Source organism: Sphingomonas sp. GW821-FHT02B09 (assembly GCF_059421875.1).
In genome coordinates this window covers 229407-250862 of sequence record NZ_JBWKVV010000002.1, presented here as the reverse complement: position 1 = coordinate 250862, position 21456 = coordinate 229407, and the positions used below count along the sequence as shown (strand labels likewise).

28 protein-coding genes are annotated in these 21456 nt (G+C 67.7%); 15 read left to right on the top strand and 13 right to left on the bottom strand.

All coding sequences use genetic code 11. The annotated features are described in order from the left end of the window. Positions 1-128 precede the first annotated feature (128 nt). Positions 129-920 (top strand): exodeoxyribonuclease III, encoded by a 792-nt coding sequence (locus AC07U4_RS09125; RefSeq protein WP_495179624.1) that lies wholly within the window; start codon positions 129-131, stop codon positions 918-920. Beyond that, positions 917-1978, top strand: coding sequence for a GTP cyclohydrolase II (gene ribA, locus AC07U4_RS09120; protein WP_495195203.1), 1062 nt, complete (start codon positions 917-919; stop codon positions 1976-1978). Before AC07U4_RS09125 ends, ribA begins: the two co-directional genes overlap by 4 nt. A 15-nt stretch (positions 1979-1993) precedes the next feature. On the opposite strand, the gene AC07U4_RS09115 is transcribed toward ribA, so the two are convergent. The 11 genes from AC07U4_RS09115 to AC07U4_RS09065 form a co-directional block, all read right to left on the bottom strand. Further along, positions 1994-2485 (bottom strand): MmcB family DNA repair protein, encoded by a 492-nt coding sequence (locus AC07U4_RS09115; protein ID WP_038664611.1) that lies wholly within the window; start codon positions 2483-2485, stop codon positions 1994-1996. 50 nt (positions 2486-2535) lie between these two features. Then, positions 2536-3195: a cell wall hydrolase gene (locus AC07U4_RS09110; RefSeq protein WP_495195202.1), complete on the bottom strand. Its 660-nt coding sequence runs from the start codon at positions 3193-3195 to the stop codon at positions 2536-2538. A gap of 154 nt (positions 3196-3349) precedes the next feature. Then, the gene (locus AC07U4_RS09105) at positions 3350-3676 is read right to left on the bottom strand and encodes a DUF1491 family protein (protein WP_137897588.1); all 327 of its coding nucleotides are present in this window, start codon (positions 3674-3676) and stop codon (positions 3350-3352) included. After that, entirely contained in the window at positions 3673-4128 is a 456-nt protein-coding gene (locus tag AC07U4_RS09100) for a PaaI family thioesterase (protein WP_038664619.1), read from the bottom strand. Before AC07U4_RS09100 ends, AC07U4_RS09105 begins: the two co-directional genes overlap by 4 nt. After that, entirely contained in the window at positions 4118-4582 is a 465-nt protein-coding gene (locus AC07U4_RS09095; RefSeq protein WP_495195201.1) for a PTS sugar transporter subunit IIA, read from the bottom strand. The genes AC07U4_RS09100 and AC07U4_RS09095 overlap by 11 nt, the downstream gene beginning before the upstream one ends. 64 nt (positions 4583-4646) lie before the next feature. Next, complete coding sequence (hpf, locus tag AC07U4_RS09090; RefSeq protein WP_038664624.1) at positions 4647-5255, bottom strand: ribosome hibernation-promoting factor, HPF/YfiA family; 609 nt, start codon at positions 5253-5255, stop codon at positions 4647-4649. A gap of 50 nt (positions 5256-5305) precedes the next feature. Next, complete coding sequence (gene dnaQ, locus AC07U4_RS09085) at positions 5306-5998, bottom strand: DNA polymerase III subunit epsilon (protein WP_038664627.1); 693 nt, start codon at positions 5996-5998, stop codon at positions 5306-5308. A gap of 10 nt (positions 5999-6008) precedes the next feature. After that, positions 6009-6599, bottom strand: coding sequence for a dephospho-CoA kinase (coaE, locus tag AC07U4_RS09080; RefSeq protein WP_495195200.1), 591 nt, complete (start codon positions 6597-6599; stop codon positions 6009-6011). After that, positions 6596-7438, bottom strand: a complete 843-nt coding sequence (gene aroE, locus AC07U4_RS09075; protein WP_495195199.1) for a shikimate dehydrogenase — start codon at positions 7436-7438, stop codon at positions 6596-6598. Before aroE ends, coaE begins: the two co-directional genes overlap by 4 nt. Then, positions 7435-8022, bottom strand: coding sequence for a Maf family protein (locus AC07U4_RS09070; RefSeq protein ID WP_495195198.1), 588 nt, complete (start codon positions 8020-8022; stop codon positions 7435-7437). Before AC07U4_RS09070 ends, aroE begins: the two co-directional genes overlap by 4 nt. 346 nt (positions 8023-8368) lie before the next feature. Next, on the bottom strand, positions 8369-9187 hold the full coding sequence (locus AC07U4_RS09065) for a pyruvate, water dikinase regulatory protein (RefSeq protein ID WP_038664630.1): 819 nt from the start codon (positions 9185-9187) through the stop codon (positions 8369-8371). A gap of 313 nt (positions 9188-9500) precedes the next feature. On the opposite strand from AC07U4_RS09065, the gene hemE reads away from it, so the two are divergent. The 6 genes from hemE (at position 9501) to AC07U4_RS09035 (ending at position 13801) form a co-directional block, all read left to right on the top strand. Continuing rightward, complete coding sequence (gene hemE, locus AC07U4_RS09060) at positions 9501-10520, top strand: uroporphyrinogen decarboxylase (RefSeq protein ID WP_495195197.1); 1020 nt, start codon at positions 9501-9503, stop codon at positions 10518-10520. After that, positions 10520-10966: a CopD family protein gene (locus AC07U4_RS09055; protein ID WP_495195196.1), complete on the top strand. Its 447-nt coding sequence runs from the start codon at positions 10520-10522 to the stop codon at positions 10964-10966. Before hemE ends, AC07U4_RS09055 begins: the two co-directional genes overlap by 1 nt. A 39-nt stretch (positions 10967-11005) precedes the next feature. Beyond that, positions 11006-11263 (top strand): type II toxin-antitoxin system ParD family antitoxin, encoded by a 258-nt coding sequence (locus tag AC07U4_RS09050; protein ID WP_495195195.1) that lies wholly within the window; start codon positions 11006-11008, stop codon positions 11261-11263. Continuing rightward, positions 11260-11547 (top strand): type II toxin-antitoxin system RelE/ParE family toxin, encoded by a 288-nt coding sequence (locus AC07U4_RS09045; RefSeq protein WP_495195194.1) that lies wholly within the window; start codon positions 11260-11262, stop codon positions 11545-11547. Before AC07U4_RS09050 ends, AC07U4_RS09045 begins: the two co-directional genes overlap by 4 nt. A 148-nt stretch (positions 11548-11695) precedes the next feature. After that, positions 11696-12952, top strand: a complete 1257-nt coding sequence (gene rho / locus AC07U4_RS09040; RefSeq protein ID WP_038664639.1) for a transcription termination factor Rho — start codon at positions 11696-11698, stop codon at positions 12950-12952. 147 nt (positions 12953-13099) lie between these two features. Then, positions 13100-13801: a TerC family protein gene (locus AC07U4_RS09035; RefSeq protein WP_179944589.1), complete on the top strand. Its 702-nt coding sequence runs from the start codon at positions 13100-13102 to the stop codon at positions 13799-13801. Positions 13802-13838: 37 nt separating this feature from the next. Here AC07U4_RS09035 and AC07U4_RS09030 read toward each other — a convergent pair whose 3' ends face one another. Further along, the gene (locus tag AC07U4_RS09030) at positions 13839-14006 is read right to left on the bottom strand and encodes a YegP family protein (RefSeq protein WP_137897647.1); all 168 of its coding nucleotides are present in this window, start codon (positions 14004-14006) and stop codon (positions 13839-13841) included. Between the two features lie 103 nt (positions 14007-14109). Continuing rightward, entirely contained in the window at positions 14110-14832 is a 723-nt protein-coding gene (locus AC07U4_RS09025) for a dienelactone hydrolase family protein (protein ID WP_495195193.1), read from the bottom strand. A gap of 72 nt (positions 14833-14904) precedes the next feature. Here AC07U4_RS09025 and AC07U4_RS09020 point away from each other — a divergent pair, with 72 nt between their 5' ends. From AC07U4_RS09020 to AC07U4_RS08990, 7 genes are all read left to right on the top strand, one after another. After that, complete coding sequence (locus tag AC07U4_RS09020; RefSeq protein ID WP_038664647.1) at positions 14905-15147, top strand: DUF6489 family protein; 243 nt, start codon at positions 14905-14907, stop codon at positions 15145-15147. Next, a complete protein-coding gene (gene mnmE, locus AC07U4_RS09015) occupies positions 15144-16415 on the top strand; it encodes a tRNA uridine-5-carboxymethylaminomethyl(34) synthesis GTPase MnmE (RefSeq protein WP_495195192.1) in 1272 nt (423 codons plus the stop codon). Before AC07U4_RS09020 ends, mnmE begins: the two co-directional genes overlap by 4 nt. 163 nt (positions 16416-16578) lie before the next feature. Further along, on the top strand, positions 16579-18414 hold the full coding sequence (gene mnmG / locus AC07U4_RS09010; RefSeq protein ID WP_495195191.1) for a tRNA uridine-5-carboxymethylaminomethyl(34) synthesis enzyme MnmG: 1836 nt from the start codon (positions 16579-16581) through the stop codon (positions 18412-18414). Further along, positions 18411-19028, top strand: a complete 618-nt coding sequence (gene rsmG / locus AC07U4_RS09005; protein ID WP_495195190.1) for a 16S rRNA (guanine(527)-N(7))-methyltransferase RsmG — start codon at positions 18411-18413, stop codon at positions 19026-19028. The genes mnmG and rsmG overlap by 4 nt, the downstream gene beginning before the upstream one ends. Continuing rightward, positions 19025-19813, top strand: coding sequence for a ParA family protein (locus AC07U4_RS09000; protein WP_038664658.1), 789 nt, complete (start codon positions 19025-19027; stop codon positions 19811-19813). Before rsmG ends, AC07U4_RS09000 begins: the two co-directional genes overlap by 4 nt. After that, on the top strand, positions 19810-20712 hold the full coding sequence (locus AC07U4_RS08995; RefSeq protein ID WP_038664661.1) for a ParB/RepB/Spo0J family partition protein: 903 nt from the start codon (positions 19810-19812) through the stop codon (positions 20710-20712). Before AC07U4_RS09000 ends, AC07U4_RS08995 begins: the two co-directional genes overlap by 4 nt. Continuing rightward, on the top strand, positions 20712-21455 hold the full coding sequence (locus tag AC07U4_RS08990; protein ID WP_495195189.1) for a dienelactone hydrolase family protein: 744 nt from the start codon (positions 20712-20714) through the stop codon (positions 21453-21455). Before AC07U4_RS08995 ends, AC07U4_RS08990 begins: the two co-directional genes overlap by 1 nt. Position 21456 lies beyond the last annotated feature (1 nt).

Here is a 21456-nt window from a genome sequence, read left to right as displayed (position 1 = left end):
TGCCCCCGGAGCGGGGGCCTTTCCGTTTCCGGCCCCTATCGGCGGTCCTTGCCGGCTTGATGGGATGGTGCGGCACGCCGATCCGTTAGGATGTCGTCGCTCTGGCGATACCCGCTGGCGCTCGCTACATGGCGGCGGTGAAGATCGTCTCCTGGAATATCAATTCCGTCCGCTTCCGGATCGCCATCGTCGAGCAGTTCCTGCGCGAGGCGGAGCCCGATATCCTGTGCCTGCAGGAAACCAAGGTGGTCGACGAGGACTTCCCGTTCGAGATGTTCCGCAGCCTCGGCTACGACCATATCGTCATCCATGGCCAGCGCATGCACCATGGCGTCGCGATCCTCAGCCGGGTGCCGATTGCCGAGGACGACCGCTTCGACTGGCAGGCCAATCGCGAGGCGCGCCACGTCGGCGTCCGCCTGCCTAACGGCGTGCGGCTGGAGAACGTCTACGTTCCCGCCGGCGGCGACGTGCCCGATCGCGATGTGAACCCCAAGTTCGGGCAGAAGCTCGATTTTCTCGAGCGGATGACCGATTGGTCGGCACGCCTGGATGGCCCGACGATCCTCACCGGCGACTTCAACATCGCACCGTTGCCGAGCGACGTGTGGAGCCACAAGGCGCTGCTCAAGACGGTCAGCCATACGCCGATCGAGGTCGCGGCGCTCGACCGGTTGCAGGCGTCGAACGACTGGGTCGATCTCGGCCGCCACTTCCACCCTGCCCCGGCGCGGCTGCATACCTGGTGGAGCTATCGCTCGCCCGATTTCACCAAGAACGATCGCGGCCGGCGGCTGGATCATATGTGGGCGAGCGGCGACGCGGCCAAGGCGGCGCGCGCTCATACGGTGTTCGAGGATTGCCGCAGCTGGCTGACGCCGTCGGACCATGTGCCGATCATGACCGAGTTCGCCTTTTGAGCGGCGCACGCGACGTCGCGCGGGCGATCGACGCGCTGCGCCGCGGCTGGCCGATCGCGATCCATGCCCCCGGCGAGCCCCCCCTGCCCCTGCTCGCGGTCGAGACCGCCGATCCGTGCGGACGGGAGACCTTCATGACGGGCGGGGTCGGTCCGCTGCTGATCTCGGACGGTCGCGCCGCGACGCTGAAGCTGACCAATCAGCTCGCCGCCGCCGATCCCGATACGCCGGTAGTAATCGAGGCGGCGCCGTGGCTCGACTTCAGCACCGCGGTGGCGCTCGCCGATCCGCAATTTGATCTGGCGACGCCGCTCAAGGGGCCGTTCCGCACCACGGCGGTGACGCGGCCCGCCGCGAGCCTCGCCGCGATCCGGCTGGCGCGGATCGCCGGGCTGCTCCCCGCCTTCTTCATCGACGGCAGCGGTCCCGAAGTCACGATCGCCCCCGCGGCGATCGACGCGCATCAGGACGCGCGCGCGCTGCACCTCGCCACACGCGCGCGCCTGCCGGTCGACGGTGCCGAGGATGCGGAGATCGTCGCCTTCCGCGCGCCCGACTCGAGCGACGAGCATGTCGCGCTGCTGATCGGCCAGCCCGATGGCAATCCGCCGCTGGTGCGGTTGCACAGCGAATGTCTGACCGGCGACGTGCTCGGCAGCCTCAAATGCGATTGCGGCCCGCAATTGCGCGCCGCGATCGCGGCGATCGCGGCGAACGGCTGGGGCATCCTACTCTATCTGCGACAGGAGGGGCGCGGGATTGGGCTGGTCAACAAGCTGCGCGCCTATGCCCTGCAGGATCAGGGATTCGATACCGTCGACGCCAACGTGCGGCTGGGCTTTGCGATCGACGCGCGCGATTTCGGCGTGGCGGCACGGATGCTGGACCTGCTCGGGCAGCGGGCGGTGCGGTTGATGACCAACAATCCGGCGAAAGTGGCGGGACTGGAAGCGGCCGGGGTACGCGTGGTGGAGCGGGTGCCGCACCAGCTGCCGCCCAACCCGCATAACGCGCGCTATCTCGCGACCAAGCGCGATCGGACCGGGCACCAATTGTAAGCCTGGCCCTCTACGCTATGCGCTGAACGCTTCGGGATCGACGAGTCCGGTCAGGCGGCGCGCCGCGCGGCGCGCGAAGGCCAGGGTGCCGCGTTTGCGCACATGTGCAGGAAGCGGCACGGTATGCGCCTCGCGGATGATCGCGGCGTCATAGCGGTCGGCGACGATCACCCCGGTGCGTTCGGGCAGGAACGCCGCACCGTCGAGCGGCGCGGTGTCGAACCCCGCCGGCACCGCCCAATAATAACGGTCGCAATGCGCGAGATAGTCCGGCCACTTGCCGTCGCCGAGCAGGTCGGCGCGCGACACCTTGATCTCGACCACGATCAGCTGGCCGCGCGCGTCGATCGCCATCAGGTCGGCGCGACGGCCGCCCTCGAGCGGGACCTCGGCTATGGTGGTGATATCGTGGCGCAGCAGCATCCGCGTCACGCCGCGGGCGACATCCGCAGCACAGATCGCGGGATCGCCGCCGTCCAAACACGAAGCGGGGGCCATGTCCAACATGACCCCCGCTTAGGAACATTATGCGAACAGGACAAGCCTGCCCGGATCGATCAACGATAGAAGACGTGGTTGCCGATCATCGCGATCTTGGTGACGTTGCCGGCGGGGCGGCGGTTGGGCGTGTTGAAGAACAGCGCCTTGGGGGCGGGGCTTTCCCACGCCGCGGCGAGCGCGATCTTGGCGACGGCGAGCGCGGTGCGATAGGCGGCGCGGCCTTCGTCGATCGACGGGATCTCACCGCCACGCACGAAGCTGAACTGGCCGCGCTGCTTGACCACCGAGCAGACCTCGGTCGGGAAACGGCCCGACTTCGAGCGGTTGATGATCACGTTGGCGACGGCGAGCTGTCCGGCGAGCGGCTCGCCCTTCGATTCGAAATAGATCGCGCCGGCGAGGCAGCGCTGCGTCGCGTCGACCCGGTCGGCGTCCTGCGCGGCGACGGCTTCGGCGAGGGTGTTGAAACGGTCGTCTTCGGCCTGCTGCTCCGTGGGGATCGGCTCGACCGTCGCGGCGGCCTGCGGCGTGGCGCTGGCGGCGGGAACGGGAACCGACACGGGGCTGACCGTGTTGATGATCTGAATGGTCGAGGCCGGCGCGGGAATCGACGTCCGGTCGATGTCCGAGGCCTTGACGGGCGAGCTGTGGCTGATGAGGCCCGCCAGAGAGAAAGTCATCGCCGCGATGGCCGCGGCGCGCTGCATAATCGTCATCTACGTATTCGATATGCGGTTGGACCACGGACCCGATCGGCCAAGCCGATCGTCCGGGCATCCCCCCGACTGCGTCACCGACCCGGATCGCACCCAGGCACAGCACAACGCGCATTCACTGTGCGCGTGGCCTTCGTCACACCGCTGTCATGAGTCAATTCGACGCGATCGTTTCAGCGGCGAACCGTTCGGCTTCCGGGATGTCCAGTTCGATTACCCACAAATCCGGATCGGATTGGCGCCGCCGCCGCCAATAGGCCTCGGCATCCTCGGTCTGGTCCGAATCGGTCAGAGTGGCTTGCCCGTCGAAGTCGATCCGGCGTTCGAGCACACGCGTCGGGCCGTGGCGATCCTCGATCAGCAGCAGGATCGCGCCGCCCTGAGCCTCGCCCTTGGCACGCACCATCGCGATGCCGCCAGCGTCGTTGACCCGCCTCAGCAGCGCGCCGACGATCAGATGCGTCGGCAGCCGGCCGGTCATGCGCTCCGATAGCCGGGCAGGCCCGACAGCGCGATCTGCGAGCGCATGAAGGTGCCGGTACCGCGCGCGACCTCCTCGCCCTCGGCGTCGATCAGCCGCGCGTCGGCGACGTAGACGCGGCGCTTGCCGCTGATCCAGCGGCCCTCGGCGACGACCGGCCCGGCCTTCAGCGGCCGGGTCAGCAGCAGGTTGAACGCGGTGGTGAGCAGGAAGCGGTCGGTGACGAGGCTGTTCGCCGCATAGAAAGCGGCGTCGTCGAGCATCTTGAAATAGCTGGTGCCATGGACCGCGCCGGCGGCGTGATAATGATCCTCGGTCAGCCGGAAGTGGATGCGCGCGACGCCTGCCTCGACGATCTCCAGGCGGGATTCGAACAGGCGGTTGATCGGCGCCGCGGCATAGAGCGATTCCAGCGCGCGATAATGCGCCAGCGCGCCGGCGTCAGGCGGCATCGCGCGCGGCGTCGGCGGTAAACAGGGCATAGAGCGCATCGCGCGATCCCGCGCCGCGCAACTTGGCGAGGAAGGTGCGGTCGCGCAGCCGCCGCGAGACGCGGGCGAGCGCCTTGAGATGCTCCGCCCCCGCGTCGACCGGTGAGACCAGCATGAAGACGAGATCGACCGGCAGGTCGTCGACCGCATCGAATTCGATCGGCTGGGCGAGTCGCATGAAGACTCCGGTGACGCCGGACACATCGGGCAGGCGGGCGTGGGGGATGGCGACGCCGCCGCCGAAGCCGGTCGAGCCGAGCTTCTCGCGCGCCGCCAGCCGCTCGGCGGCCAGTCGGCCGTCGAGGCCGAGCGCGTCCGCGGCGGTGCAGAGCTGGGTGAACAGCGCCTTCTTGTGCGCGACGGCCACGCCCTCATAGACCGCCTCGGGGCGCAGCAGATCGCTGAAGTCGTGCATGCGTTACTCGAATAAACGAAAGGCCCCGCCGGGCCTCTAACGGAACCGGCGGGGCGGGGGAAGGTCAGCGTGCGGCGGACTGGACCGCCTGCTCGCGCTGCGGCTCGACCCAACCGATCGTGCCGTCGCCGCGGCGATAGACCATGTTGTACGAACCGGTACCCGCATTGCGGAACAGCAGCGCCGCGGTGTTGCGCAGATCGAGCATCATCACCGCATCGGACACGCTGGCATCGGGCACGTCGACGCGCGTCTCGGCGATGATCAGCGGTGCGTCGCCGACATCCTCCTCGCTCGGGGCCGATTCCTGGAACAGGGTGTAACCGGCATTGTCATAGCCCATGTCCTCCTGGATCGCCGCGGCCTCGCCGGCGTGGCGGTCCTTGAGGCGGCGCATGTAGCGGCGCAGCTGCGTCTCGATCTTGGCGGCCGCCCCGTCGAACGCGGGATGCGCCTCCTGCGCCTGGTGACTGCCCTTGAGCACCAGGCCCTTCATGACGTGGACGACGATATCGCATTTGAAGCCGACGTCGTGCGGCCCCTTGCCGAACGTCACCTCGGCGGAGATGGCGCGTTCGAAATGCTTGGTGGCGATACCCTGGAGTCGGTCGCTCACATGATCCTTGAGCGCGTCGCCGGTCGCGACCTGATGACCAGAAATCCGGATATCCATTATATTCTCCATCATTGTGGGCTGGCCTGTTGGCCTTCACCCGGTTGACGTCATTCCAACGCCCCGACCCCCCAAAGCGGATCCTGTAACTTCGAAACAAATGCTGCGTGCGCTGCAAGTTCCGCGTCCGACGGGCGGAAAACGCGCGGCGGACGGACGGTGACGGGGCGGCGTACCGCGACCTGCGTCGTGGTGGCGATGGGCGCGTCGCTGACCAGGCCGAGCCCGATCTGGCGACCGCCGAGCAGTTCGACATAGACCTGCGCAAGGAGCTGCGCATCGAGCAGCGCGCCGTGGAGGACGCGGTGCGACCGATCCACGCCGAAGCGCGAACACAAAGCGTCGAGCGTATGCTTGGCGCCGGGATGGCGGCTGCGCGCGATCTGCAGCGTGTCGACCATCCGTTTGACGTGGACGATCGGCCGGCCGCAGCGCTGGAGCTCGCCGTTGAGGAAGGAGAAGTCGAAGCCGGCGTTATGCGCGACCAGCGGCGCGTCGCCGAGGAATTCGATCAGCTCGTCCACACCCTGCGCGAACTTCGGCTTGTCGCTGAGGAAGGCTTCGGAGATGCCGTGCACCGCCTGCGCTTCGGCGGGCATGTTGCGTTCCGGGTGATAATAAGCGTGGAAGGTGCGGCCGGTCTCGACGCGGTTGACCATCTCGACGCAGCCGATCTCCACCAGCCGGTCACCACCGGCGAAGCTCAGGCCGGTGGTTTCGGTGTCGAAGACGATCTCGCGCATCCCACCTTTATCAGCCTGCCGGCGGCGCCATGCAAGCGATGACGTGGCGAACCGCCGCACGCGTCCGCTCAAGCGGGACGTCGGTGGCGATGACATAGGTGGCGCGGGCGCGCTTGTCGGCGTCGGGGAGCTGGCGGGCGAGGATCGCGTCGAACTTGGCCGCGGTCATGCCGGGGCGGGCGAGCGTCCGCGCGCGCTGGACCTCGGGCGCGGCGGAGACGACCGCGACGGCGTCGACGTGGCGGTCGCCGCCCGTTTCGAAGAGCAGCGGCACGTCGAAGACGACGAGCGGCGCACCGGCATGGGCGGCGAGGAAGGCGGCGCGCTCCCCGGCGACGGCGGGATGGACGATCGCCTCGAGCCGCTTCATCGCGGCATCGTCGCCGAGGACCGCGGCGGCGAGGGCAGGGCGATTCACTCCCTCCGCACCGGTGGTGCCGGGAAAGGCCGCCGCGATCGCCGCGACGAGCCGGCCGCCGGGGCCTTGCAGGCGATGAACCGCGGCATCGGCGTCGAAGACGGGGACGCCCTCGGCCGCGAACATCGCCGCCACCGTCGACTTGCCCATGCCGATCGAGCCGGTGAGGCCCAATATCGTCACGCCAGCAGTGCCTCGCGCAGGTCGTCGTCGCGATCGCGCGGCGGTTCGGCGCCGAAGAACAGTTCGAAGGCGAGGGCGGCCTGGCCGATCAGCATCTCGAGCCCGTCGACCGTCTCCAGTCCGCGGGCGCGGGCGGCGGCGAGGAGGGGCGTCTCGAGCGGCGAATAGACGATGTCGTAGACGACGCTATCTTCACCAAGTTCACGCAGATCGAGGTCGAGCGGGGGCTGGCCGGTCATGCCGAGCGTGCTGGCGTTGACCAGCAGGCCGGTGTCCGGGGGCAAAGGGGCCGACAGCGGCAGCGCCTGGCCCTTGAGCCCGAAGGCCGATAACAAAACGCCTGCTTTCAATACGTTACGATTGAGCAGCGTGACCGGGCCGACCGCCATCCGGGCGAGCGCGAACAGGATCGCGCGCGCCGCGCCACCGGCGCCGATCACCGTCACCGCGCGGCCGGTGAAATCGAAACCGGCGAGCGGTGCGTAGAAGCCGCCGGCGTCGGTGTTGGTACCGACCGCGACGCCATCCTCGGCGCGGAAGACGGTGTTGAGCGCGCCGATGCCGCCGCGCACGTCGCCGCGATCGTCGACATGGTCGAGCGCGGCGAGCTTGTGCGGCATGGTGACGTTGCAGCCGCGCCAGTCCGGGTCGTCACGACGTGCGGCGAAGAAGGCGGGCAGGTCCTCTGCCGTCACCAGCGTCTTGCGATAGTCCGCGTCGAGGCCGAGCTGATCGAGCCAGAAGCGATGGATGATCGGCGATTTCGACTGGGCGATGGGGTCGCCGATCACTTCTGCGTAGGGCCGGCCTTCGCCGGCGGGGGCATAGGGAAGGGTCATGCGGGGATCATTTCGCGGGTCCGGAGATAGTCGAGGACGTTGAGCAGCGGCAGGCCGAGCACGGTGAACTGGCTGCCCTCGATCCGGCTGAACAGCTGCGCGCCGGGGCCTTCGATCCGGTAGCAGCCGACGCAGCCGGCGATCGCCGGCCATTCCATGTCGAGATACGATTGGATGAAGCCGGGGGAGAGCGGGCGGACGTGCATCTTCGCCGCCTCGACGTGGCGCCAGACCGGGCGGCCGTTCTCGGCGATCACCGCGGCGCTCCACAGATCGTGGCGCGCGCCCGACATGCGGGTCAGGTGATCGGCGGCCTGGTCGCGGCTTTCGGGCTTGTCGAGCAGGCTGCCGTCGGCGAGCGCGACGACGCTGTCGCTGCCGAGCACGAGCTGGCCGGGATAGCGGAGGCTGACCTTGACCGCCTTCAGTTCGGCGAGCGCGTCGGCGAGGTCGCGCGGCTTGCTGCCGGCGAGGGCGGCCTTGGCGGCCTCCTCGTCGACGCCGGCGGCGGTCGCCTCGAACGGCACGCCGGCGGCGGCGAGCATCGCGCGACGGGAGGCGCTCTGCGAGGCGAGGAGAATCATGCGGGGGCTTTCGTCATTGCGGTGTTTGTCCCCGCTTTGTCGTCCCGGCGCAGGCGGGGAGCCATGGGGGCGATGCGGCTGGTTGTGGCGCGCCACGTCGGCCGCCCGTGTCCATGGGTCCCCGGCTTTCGCCGGGATGACGGAAAGGGGGTCTTTGCAGACCGGACGTCATCCCCGCGGAGGCAGGTGCTTTTGCAGATGACCATTTGGCGTGTTGCGACAGAATTTACATTCCCGTCATGCCGGACTTGATCCGGCATCCCGCTTCTTCCCGCCGCCTGAAGAAGCGGGACCCCGGCGCAAGGCCGGGGTGACGGAGCGGGGGCGGGGGCCGTGCGCATCGCGGTCACGTCCGCGTCGCCTTGCGGTCGTTGGCCAGCGCGATGATCGCGGCGGCGGTTTCCTCGATCGAGCGGCGGGTGACGTCGATCACCGGCCAGCCGTTGTCGGCGAACATGCGGCGCGCATAAGCGATCTCGCGCGTCACCGCTTCCTCCTCGACATAGGGGGTGTCGGGCATCTGGTTGAGCGAGAGCAGGCGGTTGCGGCGGATCTGGATCAGCCGGTCGGCGCTGGTGGTGAGGCCGACGACCAGCGGATTCTTCAGCGTGAACAGGATGCGCGGCGGCGGGCTCTCGACCACCACCGGGATGTTCGCGGTCTTCCAGCCGCGGTTGGCGAGATAGATCGAGGTCGGCGTCTTCGACGAGCGCGAGACGCCGGCGAGGACGATCTCCGCTTCCTCCCAATCCTCCGAGGCGATGCCGTCGTCGTGCGCGATCGTCCACTGGATCGCGTCGACGCGCGCGAAATAGGCGGCGTCGAGCACGTGCTGGCGACCGGGGCGCGCCTTGGCCTGCTGGCCGAGCAGACCGGACAAGGCGTCGTTGACCGGATCGAGCGGCGCCACCGCGGGCAGGCCGAGCGCGAGGCAGCGCTGTTCGAGGATGCGGCGCGTCGCGACGTTGACCAGCGTGAAGACCACCAGCCCCGGATTCTGCGCGATCTCCTGCAGGATGCGTTCGAGGTGCGCCTCGGTCCGCACCATCGGCCAGAAATGGCGGACCGTCTCGACGTCGTCATATTGGGCGAGCGCCGCCTTGGCGATGTTCTCCAGCGTCTCGCCGGTCGAGTCCGAGAGGAGGTGGAGGTGGAGGCGCATCATCGCGCGCTCCGGGGCAGACCTGTGGACAACATGGGCATAAGGGATAGGGCAAGTCGGCACCCCCGCCAAGCGACCCGGCGGCGGTGGACAACCCGCATTCCATCCACAATTGCGCACACAGGGCATGGTTTTATCCACAGGCTGTGGATCGTGTTGACGGCCTGCCCCGAATCCCCGGTGAATCCCCGATCCTTGCCGGTCAACCTGTGGGTGATTACGGGACGAAACGCTTTATCCCGCGTTCCACGTGCCAACCACTGCAACAATCTTTTCTAGATTCTTCTTAGATAGGAAGAAGGCCCTGTCCGATCCTGTGAACAAGCCGCTCCTTGCCGTCCTCAAGGGTGCGAAACCGTCAGTGCCGCCGATGTGGCTCATGCGTCAGGCGGGGCGCTACCTTCCCGAGTATCGCGCGCTGCGGGCGGAGAAGGGCGGCTTCCTGGCGCTCGCCACCGATCCCGAGGCGGCGGCGGAAGTGACGGTGCAACCGATCCGGCGCTTCGGCTTCGACGGCGCCATCCTGTTCTCCGACATCCTGATGGTGCCCTGGGCGCTGGGCCAGGATCTGACCTTCGGGCCGGGCGAGGGACCGCGGCTGACGCCACCACTCGTCGATCACGCGCTGGCGGCGCTGCAGCGGGTGCCTGAGCGGCTCGAGCCGGTTTACGGTACGTGCGAGCGGGTGGCCGCCGCCTTGCCGCCCGAGACGACGTTTCTGGGCTTTGCGGGGTCACCGTGGACGGTTGCGACCTATATGGTCGCGGGCGCCGGGTCGAAGGACCAGAGCGAGACGCGCGGCTTCGCTTATGCCGACCCGGCGGCGTTCGATGCGATCATCGCTGCGATCGTGACGATGACGATCGACTATCTGGCGCGGCAGATCGCGGCGGGCGTCGAGGCGGTGCAGCTGTTCGACAGCTGGGCGGGGTCACTGTCGCCGGCACAGTTCGAACGCTGGGTGATCGCCCCCAATGCGGCGATCGTCGCGGGCCTGCGCGCGCGCTGTCCGGAGGCGTGCATCATCGGCTTTCCCAAGGGGGCAGGCGGCAAGCTGCCGGCCTATGCCCGCGAGACCGGCGTCGATGCGATCGGGCTCGACGAGACGGTCGATCCGCTGTGGGCGGATGCAATGCTGCCCGCGGGGCTGCCGGTGCAGGGCAATCTCGATCCGCTGGCGCTGCTCGCCGGCGGGGCGGCGCTGGACGACGGGATCGACCGGGTGCTCGCGGCGTTCCGCGACCGGCCGCACGTCTTCAACCTGGGGCACGGCATCGGCCAGTTCACGCCGATCGCGCATGTCGAGCATCTGGTCGCGCGGGTGAGGGGATCGTGATGGAGTTGTTGTCAGGCGCCTATCTGTGGATCGTCGCGGCGCATGTGATCTTCGTCATCTTCTGGATGGCGGGGCTGTTCATGCTGCCGCGCTATCTGGTCTATCATCAGGAGGCGCTGGTCGCCGGGCGGACCGAGGAGGCGGCCTTGTGGGTCGAGCGCGAGAGCAAGCTGCGCGTGATCATCCTGACCCCGGCGATGATCGTGGTGTGGGTGCTCGGGCTGACGCTGGCGACGATCGGCCAACATTGGAGCGAGGGGTGGCTGCACGCCAAATTGCTCTTCGTGCTGGTGCTGTCGGGCTATCACGGCTGGGCTGTGGGCTATGCCAAGACGCTGGCGCGGGGCGTGATGAGGCTCGACGGGCGGCGGTTGCGGATGATCAACGAGGTGCCGGCGCTGGCCGGTGCGGTGATCGTCGTACTGGTGTTCGTAAAGCCGTTTTGATAATAGTTGATAGCTACCGGGGCGTTGCTGGAGGCGGTGATGATCAGTGCGGATTTGGGGCAGCAGCTCGAGACATTCGTCGCCGACCTAGTGCAGACCGGGCGGTATAATTCGAAGAGCGAGGTGCTGCGGGAAGGCGTGCGTCTCGTTCAGGAGCGCGAAGCGCGGCTGCGTGCCTTACATACCGCCATCGATCTGGGATTGGCGGATGCCGATGCCGGGCGCACCTATCCGGCGGAGGAGGTGTTTGCGGAACTGGAAGCACGCTATCGGGCGATGCTTCCGCACGGCGAATGATCGTCCAGTTCACCAAAGAGGCGAGGGCGGACCTTCGGGAGATCGGCGATTACGTCGCAAAGACCGATCCCGTTCGAGCGGTTGGCCTCGTGCAGGCTTTGCAAGCGAAATGCGGGCAGCTAACCAGCTTGCCGCGCGGATTTCCATTGGTTCAACGCTTTGAAAAGCGGGGCGTACGACATCGCAGCCATGGCAGCTATCTGATCTTCTATTTGATCGAGGGTGATGCCGTCCTCATCCTCCGCGTCTTGCACGGTGCGCGCGATTACGCCGGCTTGCTCTAAGTCCGCTTGACGAACCCCCTCCACGCTCTTACCTCCTGAACACGCGTAGAGCTGCCGTCCGGTGGTTCCGCGTTCCTCCTTGGCTATCGTCGCTGCGAGTCCTTCGCCGATTTGAGCCACTCCCCCGCTTACGCATTCGGATTATTCCATGCATCTTAGAGACTTGAAGAAAAAGACCCCCGCCGAGCTGGTCAGCATGGCCGAAGAGCTGGGGGTCGAGGGCGCCTCGACGCTGCGCAAGCAGGATCTGCTGTTCGCGATCCTGAAGGTGCAGGCCGAGAATGGCGACCAGATCATGGGCCTCGGCACGATCGAGGTCCTGCAGGACGGCTTCGGCTTCCTGCGCAGCCCCGAGGCCAATTACCTCGCCGGGCCGGACGACATCTACGTCTCGCCCAACCAGGTCCGCAAGCACGGCCTGCGCACCGGCGACACCGTCGAGGGCGAGATCCGCGCGCCCAAGGACGGCGAGCGCTATTTCGCGCTGACCAAGCTGACCAGCGTCAATTTCGACGATCCCGAGGCGGTCCGCCATCGCGTCAATTTCGACAACCTCACGCCGCTCTATCCGGAATCGAAGCTGACGCTCGACCCGGCCGATCCGACGCAGAAGGACAAGTCGGCGCGCGTCATCGACATCGTCTCGCCGCAGGGCAAGGGCCAGCGCACGCTGATCGTCGCGCCGCCGCGCGTCGGCAAGACGGTGATGCTCCAGAACATCGCGCGCGCGATCTCGGACAATCACCCCGAGGTGTTCCTGATCGTGCTGCTGATCGACGAGCGGCCCGAAGAGGTCACCGACATGCAGCGCAGCGTGAAGGGCGAAGTGGTGTCGTCGACCTTCGACGAGCCGGCGCAGCGCCACGTCCAGGTCGCCGAGATGGTGATCGAAAAGGCCAAGCGCCTCGTCGAGCACAAGAAGGACGTCGTGATCCTGCTCGACAGCATCACCCGCCTCGGCCGCGCGTACAACACCGTCGTGCCGTCGTCGGGCAAGGTACTGACCGGCGGTGTCGACGCCAACGCCTTGCAGCGCCCCAAGCGCTTCTTCGGCGCGGCGCGCAACATCGAGGAGGGCGGCTCGCTGTCGATCATCGCCACTGCGCTGATCGACACCGGCAGCCGCATGGACGAGGTGATCTTCGAGGAGTTCAAGGGCACCGGCAATTCCGAGATCGTGCTCGACCGCAAGGTCGCGGACAAGCGCGTCTTCCCGGCGCTCGACGTCGGCAAGTCGGGCACCCGCAAGGAAGAACTGCTGGTCGACAAGGACAAGCTCTCCAAACAGTGGGTGCTGCGCCGCATCCTCATGCAGATGGGGACGATCGACGCGATGGAATTCCTGCTCGACAAGATGAAGAATTCGAAGACCAACGAGGATTTCTTCGACAGCATGAACCAGTAACCCGTGCGTTCGCCCCGTGCCGGTCGATCCATCGGCCGGCGCGCGGGGGCCATCACGATAGCGCGACGCGCGGAAGCATGGCTTTCGCGCGTCGCTGCGTTATGGACCTATGATCAACCGGGAGTTTGAAACGTGTCCATCATCGCCATGCTGAGCGCCGCCGCCGCCAGCGGGCCGGGGTCTCCGGCCGAGATCTGGCAGCATATCCTCAACGACTTTTCCAATATCGGCTCCCCCGCCGCGCTCGCCGCCTTCATCCAGGTGCTGATGATCGACGTGGTGCTCGCCGGCGACAATGCGATCGTCGTCGGCGCGCTTGCCGCGGGCCTGCCGGTCGATCAGCGCAAGAAGGTGATCCTGATCGGGATCATGGCGGCGCTGGTGCTGCGTATCGTCTTCGCGCTGGCGGTGAGCTGGCTGCTCGGCGTGATCGGGCTGATCTTCGCGGGCGGCATCCTGCTGCTCTGGGTGGCGTGGAAGATGTGGCGCGAGCTGCGCGAGCACGGCAACGCCGGTTCGCCCGAGGTGGACGGCGACGAGACGTCGGGGCTGAAGCCTGCCAAGAGCTTCGCCGCGGCGGCCTGGGCGGTGGCGGTCGCCGATGTCTCGATGAGCCTCGACAACGTGCTGGCGGTCGCCGGTGCGGCGCGCGAGCATCCCGGCATCCTGATCATCGGCCTGCTGCTGTCGGTGGCGATGATGGGGATCGCGGCGAACCTGATCGCCAAATATATCGAGCGTTACCGCTGGATCGCCTATGTCGGGCTGCTGGTGATCCTCTACGTCGCGGGCAAGATGATTTACGAAGGGGTCGTCGACCCACAGGTCGGGGTGCTGACCTTGTTCTGATGCAGAAAGGGGGGCCGTCGAGCCCCCCTTTTTCGTTCTAGCGTCGGTAGACCGGCGTCGTCGCGTTCGTACCCTTCACAAGATTGATCGCGTTGTCGCAGCCCGATTCGTAGACGTAGCCTTCGCCGGATGCGATGATCTCATGATTGGCGGCCTTCAACCGCCAACGCCATTGCGCGCCCTGCTGATACTTTTCGAAATACATGCTTTTCCTCTCCTGGCGGCTCATCGACCGCCAGAAGAGAATAAGAAGTAAAATCAATGTTTCGCAGCGGCTTTCGTATCCAATTCGGCGCTATCGCGCGGGCTTAGCCGAGATGCTCCGCGAAGAAGGCGGCGGTGCGTTCGTCGGCGAGGCGGGCGGCGTCCTCGGAGCGGCGGTTGCCGAATTGCGCGGCGAAGCCGTGATCCTCGCCGGGGTAATCGTGGAGCGTCACCTTGGGGTGATCGTCGAGGCCGGCGTGCATCCGGCCCTGTGCGTCCTTGTCGACGAAATGATCCTCCTGCGGCACGTGGAGGAGGACGGGATTGGCGATGGCATGTTTCTCGCCGAGCAGCCCGTCGATGCCGACGCCGTAATAGCCAACCGAGGCGTCGACGTCGGTGCGGGCGGCGGTCATGAAGGCGAGGCGGCCGCCGAGGCAATAGCCGACCGCGCCGACCTTGGCGGCGAGCCCGGTGCCCGTCTGGGCGTCGTTGAGCAGCGTCCGCGCGGTGCGGATCGTCGCCTCGATGTCGCGGACGCCGGCGCCCTGATCGAATTGGCCCATCAGCCCGAGCGCCTGCTGCATTTCGGCGGGGACGTCGGGATCGAGCTGGATGCCCGGCGCGATCTGCCAGAACAGGTCGGGGGCGAGGGCGAGATAGCCGTCGGCGGCGAAGGCGTCCGCCTTGGCGCGAATGCCGGCGTTGACGCCGAAAATCTCCTGGATGACGACGATCGCCGCGCGTGGCGTACCGACGGGTTCGGCGACGTAGACGTCGAAGCGGCCGCGGTCGTCGCGTGTCTCGATCTGGATGGTCTTGGTCATGGGGGTCCTCTCGCGCGTAAGAGCGCGCTGAGCTATGCAGCGGGGCTGAAGGCTGCTCAAGGGGCGACGCGTATGAAGCTGACGGTGAACGTGGATCTGACCCCGGAGGAGGCGCGGCGGGCGATGGGACTGCCCGATCTGACGCCGCTGCACGATCGCTATGTCGCGTCACTGCTCGAAGCGATGAACGGACAGGTGCGACCCGAGCTGCTCGAGACGATGATGAAGAACTGGGCGCCGATGGGCGATGCCGGACTGGCGATGTGGCGGCAGATGTTCGACCAGGCAACCGGCGGGGGGAAGACGGGCAATTGAGCGACACGATCTTCGCGCTGTCGAGCGGTGCGGCGCCCGCGGGGATCGGCGTGATCCGGGTGAGCGGGGCGCAGGCGTTCGCCGCAGTGGCGCGGATCGCGGGCAGCGTGCCACCGGCGCGGACCGCGCGGGTGCGCGCGTTGCGCGATGCGGAGGGTGCGCTGCTCGACCGCGCGTTGGTGCTGGCGTTTCCCGGGCCGGCGAGTGCGACGGGCGAGGACCTAGCCGAACTGCATTGTCACGGCGGGCGGGCGGTGATCGCGGCGATGCTGCGCGTGCTCGGGATGCAGCCCGGATTGCGTCCGGCGCTGGCCGGTGAGTTTACCCGGCGGGCGCTGACCAACGGGCGGATCGATCTGGCGGAGGCGGCGGGCCTCGCCGACCTGCTGTCGGCGGATACCGAGCGGCAGCGGGTCGCGGCGCTTGCCGCGGCGGAAGGGATGGTCAGCCAGCGCGTGCGCAGCTGGCTCGACCGGTTGGCGATGCTCGCCGCAGTGACCGAGGCGCAGCTCGACTTCGCCGATGAGGACGATGTCGGCACCGATCAGATGGGTGCGGTGCGCGAAGGGCTGGCGAACCTTGCGGCGGACCTGCGCGGCGTGCTCGCGATGCCGCCGGTCGAGCGCTTGCGCGATGGCGTACAGGTCGTGCTCGCCGGACCGCCGAACAGCGGCAAGTCGACGCTGATCAATCTGCTCAGTCAGCGCGAGGTCGCGATCGTCTCGGCGATCGCGGGGACGACGCGCGACCGGATCGAGGCGACGGTGACACGGGCCGGCCTCGTCTATGTGCTGACCGATACCGCGGGGCTGACCGAGAGCGACGATCCCATCGAGCGGATCGGGGTGGAGCGCGCGGCAGGAGCGATCGTGCGCGCCGATTTGTTGCTGTGGCTCGGCGATGATGCGCCGCCGCGCGCGGACGCGATCTGGGTGCAGGCGCGGAGCGATGCGCCGGGGCGGGGGGCGATTATCGATGCGGACGTTGCCGTGGCGCAGTCCGATGCGGCGAGCGTCGAGCGGCTCTGGGAGATGATCGCGGCGCGGGCGGAGGCGTTGATGCCGCGGGGGGATGCGATCGCGTTTCGGGAAAGCGAGCGGGCGGCCTGTGCGGCAGCGCTGGCGGCGATCGAGCGGGACGAGGCGGATGCCTTGATCGTCGCGGAGCAGCTGCGGCTGGCGATACGGGCGCTCGGCGGGATACTCGGGATCGACGCGACGGAGGTGATGCTCGACACGTTATTCGGGCGCTTTTGCATTGGGAAGTGATGTTCCACGTGGAACGTCGCGATCGATAGCGGGGTTAGGGCGGGTGCCGCGGAGGAACATTCGCGGGTGAATGTTCCACGTGAAACATAGAATTGGCGCCCAAATGTCGTGTTCCACGTGGAACACTTTTGACCTCCGGTCTCTGCTCGCATAGGCGAACGGCATGTATGACGTGATCGTCGTTGGCGGTGGCCACGCCGGAACCGAAGCCGCCGCGGCTGCCGCGCGGCGGGGCGCCCGGACCCTTCTTCTCAGTCATGACCGCGGACAGATCGGCGCGATGTCGTGCAATCCCGCGATTGGCGGCCTCGGCAAGGGGCATATCGTCCGCGAGGTCGATGCCTTCGACGGGCTGATCGGGCGGGCCGCCGATGCCGCGGCGATCCATTATCGGATGCTCAATCGCAGCAAGGGCGCGGCGGTGCAGGGGCCGCGGGTGCAGGCCGACCGCCGGCGCTATGCTGCGGCGATCCGGCGGATGCTTGCCGGGCTGCCGATGCTGACGATCGCCGAGGGGGATGTCGAGGCGCTTAGTCTCAATGGCGCGCGCGTCGATGGTGTCGTGCTGGGTGACGGCAGCCGCATCGGTGGCAGGACGGTGGTATTGGCCACGGGTACGTTCCTTGGCGGGCGCATGTTCCGTGGCGACGAGCGTCACGAGGGTGGCCGGATCGGCGAGCGGCCGGCGCGCAAGCTCGCCGAGCAATTGCGCGCGCTGGCGCTGCCGCTCAGCCGGTTGAAGACCGGGACGCCGCCGCGGCTCGACGGGCGGACGATCGATTGGGCGCAGCTCGAGGAACAGCGGTCGGACGTCCAGCTCTGGACGATGTCGCCGATGACCGAACGCCGGCTGCTGCCGCAGATCGCCTGCGCGGTGACGCGGACGACCGCGGCGACGCATGACCTGATCCGTGGCGGGCTCGACCGGTCGCCGCTGTTCGGCGGTGCGATCGAAGGGCAGGGGCCGCGCTACTGTCCCTCGATCGAGGACAAGGTGCATCGCTTCGGCGACCGTGACGGGCATCAGGTGTTCCTCGAACCCGAGGGGCTGGACGATACCACCGTCTATCCCAACGGCCTGTCGACCTCGCTGCCGACCGACGTGCAGGCGGCGATGATCCGCAGTATTGCCGGACTGGAGCGGGCGCGGATCACCATGCCCGGCTATGCGGTGGAATATGATTACCTCGACCCGCGGGCGCTCGATGCGACGCTGGCGCTGGCGGCGATCCCCGGCGTCTATTGCGCGGGCCAGCTCAACGGCACGACGGGCTATGAGGAGGCGGCGGGGCAGGGGCTCGTCGCGGGCCTCAATGCTGCGGCCACGGCATGCGATCTGGCGCCGTGCGTGCTCGACCGCGCGTCGAGCTATACCGGCGTCATGATCGACGACCTTGTCCTGCAAGGCGTCACCGAGCCGTATCGGATGCTGACCGCGCGCGCGGAATACCGGCTGTCGTTGCGCGCCGACAATGCCGAGACGCGGCTTGGTCCGATTGCCGAGATGCTCGGGTGCCTCGGTGACGAGCGGCTGGCGCAGCAGCGTCGCCGGGGGGAGGCAAAAGCGGCGGTGCGCGACGCGCTGACGCAGACGGTCACCGCCGCGGGGATTGCGGCGGCGGGCGTCCATGTCGCGCAGGATGGCAGCCGTCGTAGCCTGTACGAATGGCTGCGGATGGGCGAGCTCGATCTCGACCGCGTCGCGCCGGGGGTGCGGCAGATGGCACCGGCGGCGATCGTCGACGAGGTCGTCGAGGATGCGCGCTATGCTCCCTATATCGAGCGACAGGCGGAGGAGGTCGCGCGGATGCGCCGCGACGAGGCGGTGCCCCTCGCGGCGGAGCTGGATTATGCGGCGATCCCCGGATTGTCGAACGAGATGATCGACCGGCTCGGCAAGGCGCGTCCGGCGTCGCTCGGCGCGGCGGCGCGGGTGCGCGGCGTAACGCCCGCGGCGCTGTCGGCGATCTATCTTTATGCGCAGCGGCGGGCCGCATGACCGAGGATGACGCACGGGCCTGGTTCGTCGATCGGTTCGGCGAGACCAAGACCGCACAGGTGGCGACCTTCCTCGACCTCGTTCGCGAAGAGAACGAACTCCAGAATTTGATCTCGCCGGCGAGCGTCGCGTCCATCTGGGCGCGGCACGGGGTGGATTCGGCGCAGTTATTGTTCCACGTGAAACACTCGGGTGGGTCGTGGCTCGATATCGGGACCGGCGGTGGTTTCCCCGGAATGGTGGTCGCGATCTTGCGCGACGATCCGGTGACGATGGTTGAACCGCGCAAGAAGCGGGCGGCGTTCCTGCAAGCGTGTGTCGAGCGGCTTGAGTTGCATCATGCCACCGTTTCGGCGGCCAAGGTCGAGGGGATCGAAGGGCGGTTCGCGATAATCTCGGCACGCGCGGTCGCATCGGTAGAAAAGCTTTTGCAAGCGGCCGAGCATTGCGCCACACCAGCAACACGCTGGATCCTCCCCCGCGGACGGATCGAGGCCGAAGAATTGGCCCGCCTACAGCGTGACCGGACCAGAATGTTTCACGTGGAACATAGTTTGACCGATCCTCAATCCTCGATCCTGATCGTGGATCGCAACCAAGGACGCGCGCGATGACCTGTATTGCGGTGGCCAACCAGAAGGGCGGCGTGGGCAAGACCACCAGTGCGATCAACCTCGCCACCGCTCTGTCGGCGACGGGCAAGACCGTATTGCTGATCGACCTCGATCCGCAGGGCAATGCCTCGACCGGGCTCGGGATCAGCCAGGCGCAGCGTGGCCGCTCGAGCTATCACGTGCTGATCGGCGAGGCCGAGATCGGCGACACGGTGATCACCACCAAGGTGCCGCGGCTCGATCTGGTGCCGGCGACGCAGGATCTGTCGGGAGCGGAGATCGAGCTGGTCGAGTTCGAACACCGGACGCATCGTCTCGATCGCGCGCTCGCACAGACCAAGGACCGCTGGGATATCGTGCTGATCGATTGTCCGCCGTCGCTGGGGCTGCTGACGATCAACGCGATGGTCGCCGCGGACAAATTGCTGGTGCCGCTGCAATGCGAATTCTTCGCGCTGGAGGGGCTGTCGCAATTGCTGACGACCGTCGAGCGCATCCGCGAGCGGTTCAATCCCGGCCTGGCGATCCTCGGCGTTGCGCTGACGATGTACGATCGCCGCAACCGGCTGACCGAGCAGGTGTCGGCCGACGTGCGTGCGGTGCTGGGGCAGGTGGTGTTCGATACGGTGATTCCGCGCAACGTCCGCCTGTCGGAGGCGCCGAGCCACGGGCTGCCGGCGCTGATCTACGATTATCGCTGTTCGGGGTCGCAGGCCTATATCGATCTCGCCCGCGAGCTGATCGCGCGTCTGCCGCAGCCTCCCGCAACCGCGGCGGCGGCATGAGCGATGCGGCGAAGCGCAGCCGGCCCGCGGGGCTCGGCCGTGGCCTGAGCGCGCTGCTCGGCGAGATGGCGAGCGAGGCCCCGGTCAGTCCCGGTGCCGAGGGCAAGGTCCCGTCCGGCGTGCGCATGTTGCCGGTCAGCGCGCTGACCCCGCATCCCGGCCAGCCGCGGCGCCATTTCGACGATGCGCTGCTCGACGAGCTGGCGGCATCGATCGCGTCGCGCGGGCTGATCCAGCCGATCGTCGTGCGACCGCATGGCCACGATTATCAGATCGTCGCGGGCGAGCGGCGCTGGCGGGCGGCGCAGCGTGCGCGGCTGCACGAGGTGCCCGTCGTCGTCCGCGACTTCGACGATGCGCAGACGCTCGAGATCGCGCTGATCGAGAACATCCAGCGCCAGGATCTCAATGCGATCGAAGAGGCGCAGGCCTATCAGCGGCTCGCCGGCGAATATGGCCATACGCAGGAGGCGCTCGCCAAGATCGTCCACAAGTCGCGCAGCCACGTCGCTAACCTATTGAGATTGTTGGAATTACCTGAGGCGGTGCAGGATCGGGTGACCGATGGCTCGCTGTCGATGGGGCATGCGCGCGCGTTGCTCGGGTCGCGCGACGTCGAGATGCTCGCCGAACAGGTGGTGGCGCGCGGCCTGTCGGTGCGCGAGACCGAAAAGCTCGCCAAGGGCGCCAAGCCGGAGCGGGCAGGGGGCAATCGCGACCGTTCGCCGGCACCCGCACCGGACGCGGACATCGCGGCGCTGGAACGGCAATTGTCCGATCTGCTCGGGCTGCACGTCCGCATCGCGCATAGCGAGAAGGGCGGGACGATCACGCTGACCTATTCGACGCTCGATCAGCTCGACATGGTCTGCCAGCGGCTGACCGGGGATTCGATCTGATGATCCTGCGCAGCGACGAACAGGACGATCTGCCGACCGCGGCGGGTGGGACGATGCGGGTGCATTGGTTCCGGCCGGCGGGGGAGGGGCGGTTCCCCGGGCTGGTGCTCTATTCGGAGATCTACCAGGTCACCGACCCGATCCGGCGGCTGGCGGCGTTCTTCGCCGGCCATGGCTATGTCGTCGCGGTGCCCGAGGTCTATCACGACTATGAGGCGCCGGGGACGGTGTTGCGCTACGATGCCGAAGGCACCGCGCGCGGCAACGATCTCAAGGTCACCAAGCCGGTCGCGGGCTTCGATGCCGATGCAGCGTTGGTGCTGGATGCGTTGGCCGGGCATTCGGCCTGTTCGGGGCGGCTGGGGACGGTCGGCGTCTGTCTCGGCGGGCATCTCGCCTATCGCGCGGCGCTCGACCCGCGGGTGAGCGCGGCGGCGTTTTTCTATCCGACCGATATCCATTCGGGTCTGTTGGGCGCCGGGCGGTCGGACGACAGCCTCGCGCGGATGGCGGAGTTGCGCGCCGAGACGCTGTTCGTATTCGGGCGGCAGGACCCGCATGTGCCCTTCGCCGGGCGCGAGACGATCCGGGCGCGGCTCGAGGCGGTCGGCGCGACCTACGAATGGCATGAGGTGAACGGACAGCATGCCTTCCTGCGCGACGAGGGGCCGCGCTACGATCCGGCGTTGTTCGTCGCGGCGACGGGCTGGGCCTTGGCTCTGTTCGGGCGGGTGCTGCGCTAGG

Excerpts from the sequence above, each read along its gene's own strand:
- AC07U4_RS09125 (WP_495179624.1), top strand. The coding sequence starts at position 129 with ATGGCGGCGGTGAAGATCGTCTCCTGGAATATCAATTCCGTCCGCTTC.
- AC07U4_RS09115 (WP_038664611.1), bottom strand. The coding sequence starts at position 2,485 with ATGTTGGACATGGCCCCCGCTTCGTGTTTGGACGGCGGCGATCCCGCG.
- AC07U4_RS09110 (WP_495195202.1), bottom strand. The coding sequence starts at position 3,195 with ATGACGATTATGCAGCGCGCCGCGGCCATCGCGGCGATGACTTTCTCT.
- AC07U4_RS09105 (WP_137897588.1), bottom strand. The coding sequence starts at position 3,676 with ATGACCGGCCGGCTGCCGACGCATCTGATCGTCGGCGCGCTGCTGAGG.
- AC07U4_RS09100 (WP_038664619.1), bottom strand. The coding sequence starts at position 4,128 with ATGCCGCCTGACGCCGGCGCGCTGGCGCATTATCGCGCGCTGGAATCG.
- AC07U4_RS09095 (WP_495195201.1), bottom strand. The coding sequence starts at position 4,582 with ATGCACGACTTCAGCGATCTGCTGCGCCCCGAGGCGGTCTATGAGGGC.
- hpf (WP_038664624.1), bottom strand. The coding sequence starts at position 5,255 with ATGGATATCCGGATTTCTGGTCATCAGGTCGCGACCGGCGACGCGCTC.
- dnaQ (WP_038664627.1), bottom strand. The coding sequence starts at position 5,998 with ATGCGCGAGATCGTCTTCGACACCGAAACCACCGGCCTGAGCTTCGCC.
- aroE (WP_495195199.1), bottom strand. The coding sequence starts at position 7,438 with ATGACCCTTCCCTATGCCCCCGCCGGCGAAGGCCGGCCCTACGCAGAA.
- AC07U4_RS09070 (WP_495195198.1), bottom strand. The coding sequence starts at position 8,022 with ATGATTCTCCTCGCCTCGCAGAGCGCCTCCCGTCGCGCGATGCTCGCC.
- AC07U4_RS09065 (WP_038664630.1), bottom strand. The coding sequence starts at position 9,187 with ATGATGCGCCTCCACCTCCACCTCCTCTCGGACTCGACCGGCGAGACG.
- AC07U4_RS09055 (WP_495195196.1), top strand. The coding sequence starts at position 10,520 with ATGGAGTTGTTGTCAGGCGCCTATCTGTGGATCGTCGCGGCGCATGTG.
- AC07U4_RS09050 (WP_495195195.1), top strand. The coding sequence starts at position 11,006 with ATGATCAGTGCGGATTTGGGGCAGCAGCTCGAGACATTCGTCGCCGAC.
- AC07U4_RS09045 (WP_495195194.1), top strand. The coding sequence starts at position 11,260 with ATGATCGTCCAGTTCACCAAAGAGGCGAGGGCGGACCTTCGGGAGATC.
- rho (WP_038664639.1), top strand. The coding sequence starts at position 11,696 with ATGCATCTTAGAGACTTGAAGAAAAAGACCCCCGCCGAGCTGGTCAGC.
- AC07U4_RS09035 (WP_179944589.1), top strand. The coding sequence starts at position 13,100 with ATGCTGAGCGCCGCCGCCGCCAGCGGGCCGGGGTCTCCGGCCGAGATC.
- AC07U4_RS09030 (WP_137897647.1), bottom strand. The coding sequence starts at position 14,006 with ATGTATTTCGAAAAGTATCAGCAGGGCGCGCAATGGCGTTGGCGGTTG.
- AC07U4_RS09025 (WP_495195193.1), bottom strand. The coding sequence starts at position 14,832 with ATGACCAAGACCATCCAGATCGAGACACGCGACGACCGCGGCCGCTTC.
- AC07U4_RS09020 (WP_038664647.1), top strand. The coding sequence starts at position 14,905 with ATGAAGCTGACGGTGAACGTGGATCTGACCCCGGAGGAGGCGCGGCGG.
- mnmG (WP_495195191.1), top strand. The coding sequence starts at position 16,579 with ATGTATGACGTGATCGTCGTTGGCGGTGGCCACGCCGGAACCGAAGCC.
- rsmG (WP_495195190.1), top strand. The coding sequence starts at position 18,411 with ATGACCGAGGATGACGCACGGGCCTGGTTCGTCGATCGGTTCGGCGAG.
- AC07U4_RS09000 (WP_038664658.1), top strand. The coding sequence starts at position 19,025 with ATGACCTGTATTGCGGTGGCCAACCAGAAGGGCGGCGTGGGCAAGACC.
- AC07U4_RS08995 (WP_038664661.1), top strand. The coding sequence starts at position 19,810 with ATGAGCGATGCGGCGAAGCGCAGCCGGCCCGCGGGGCTCGGCCGTGGC.
- AC07U4_RS08990 (WP_495195189.1), top strand. The coding sequence starts at position 20,712 with ATGATCCTGCGCAGCGACGAACAGGACGATCTGCCGACCGCGGCGGGT.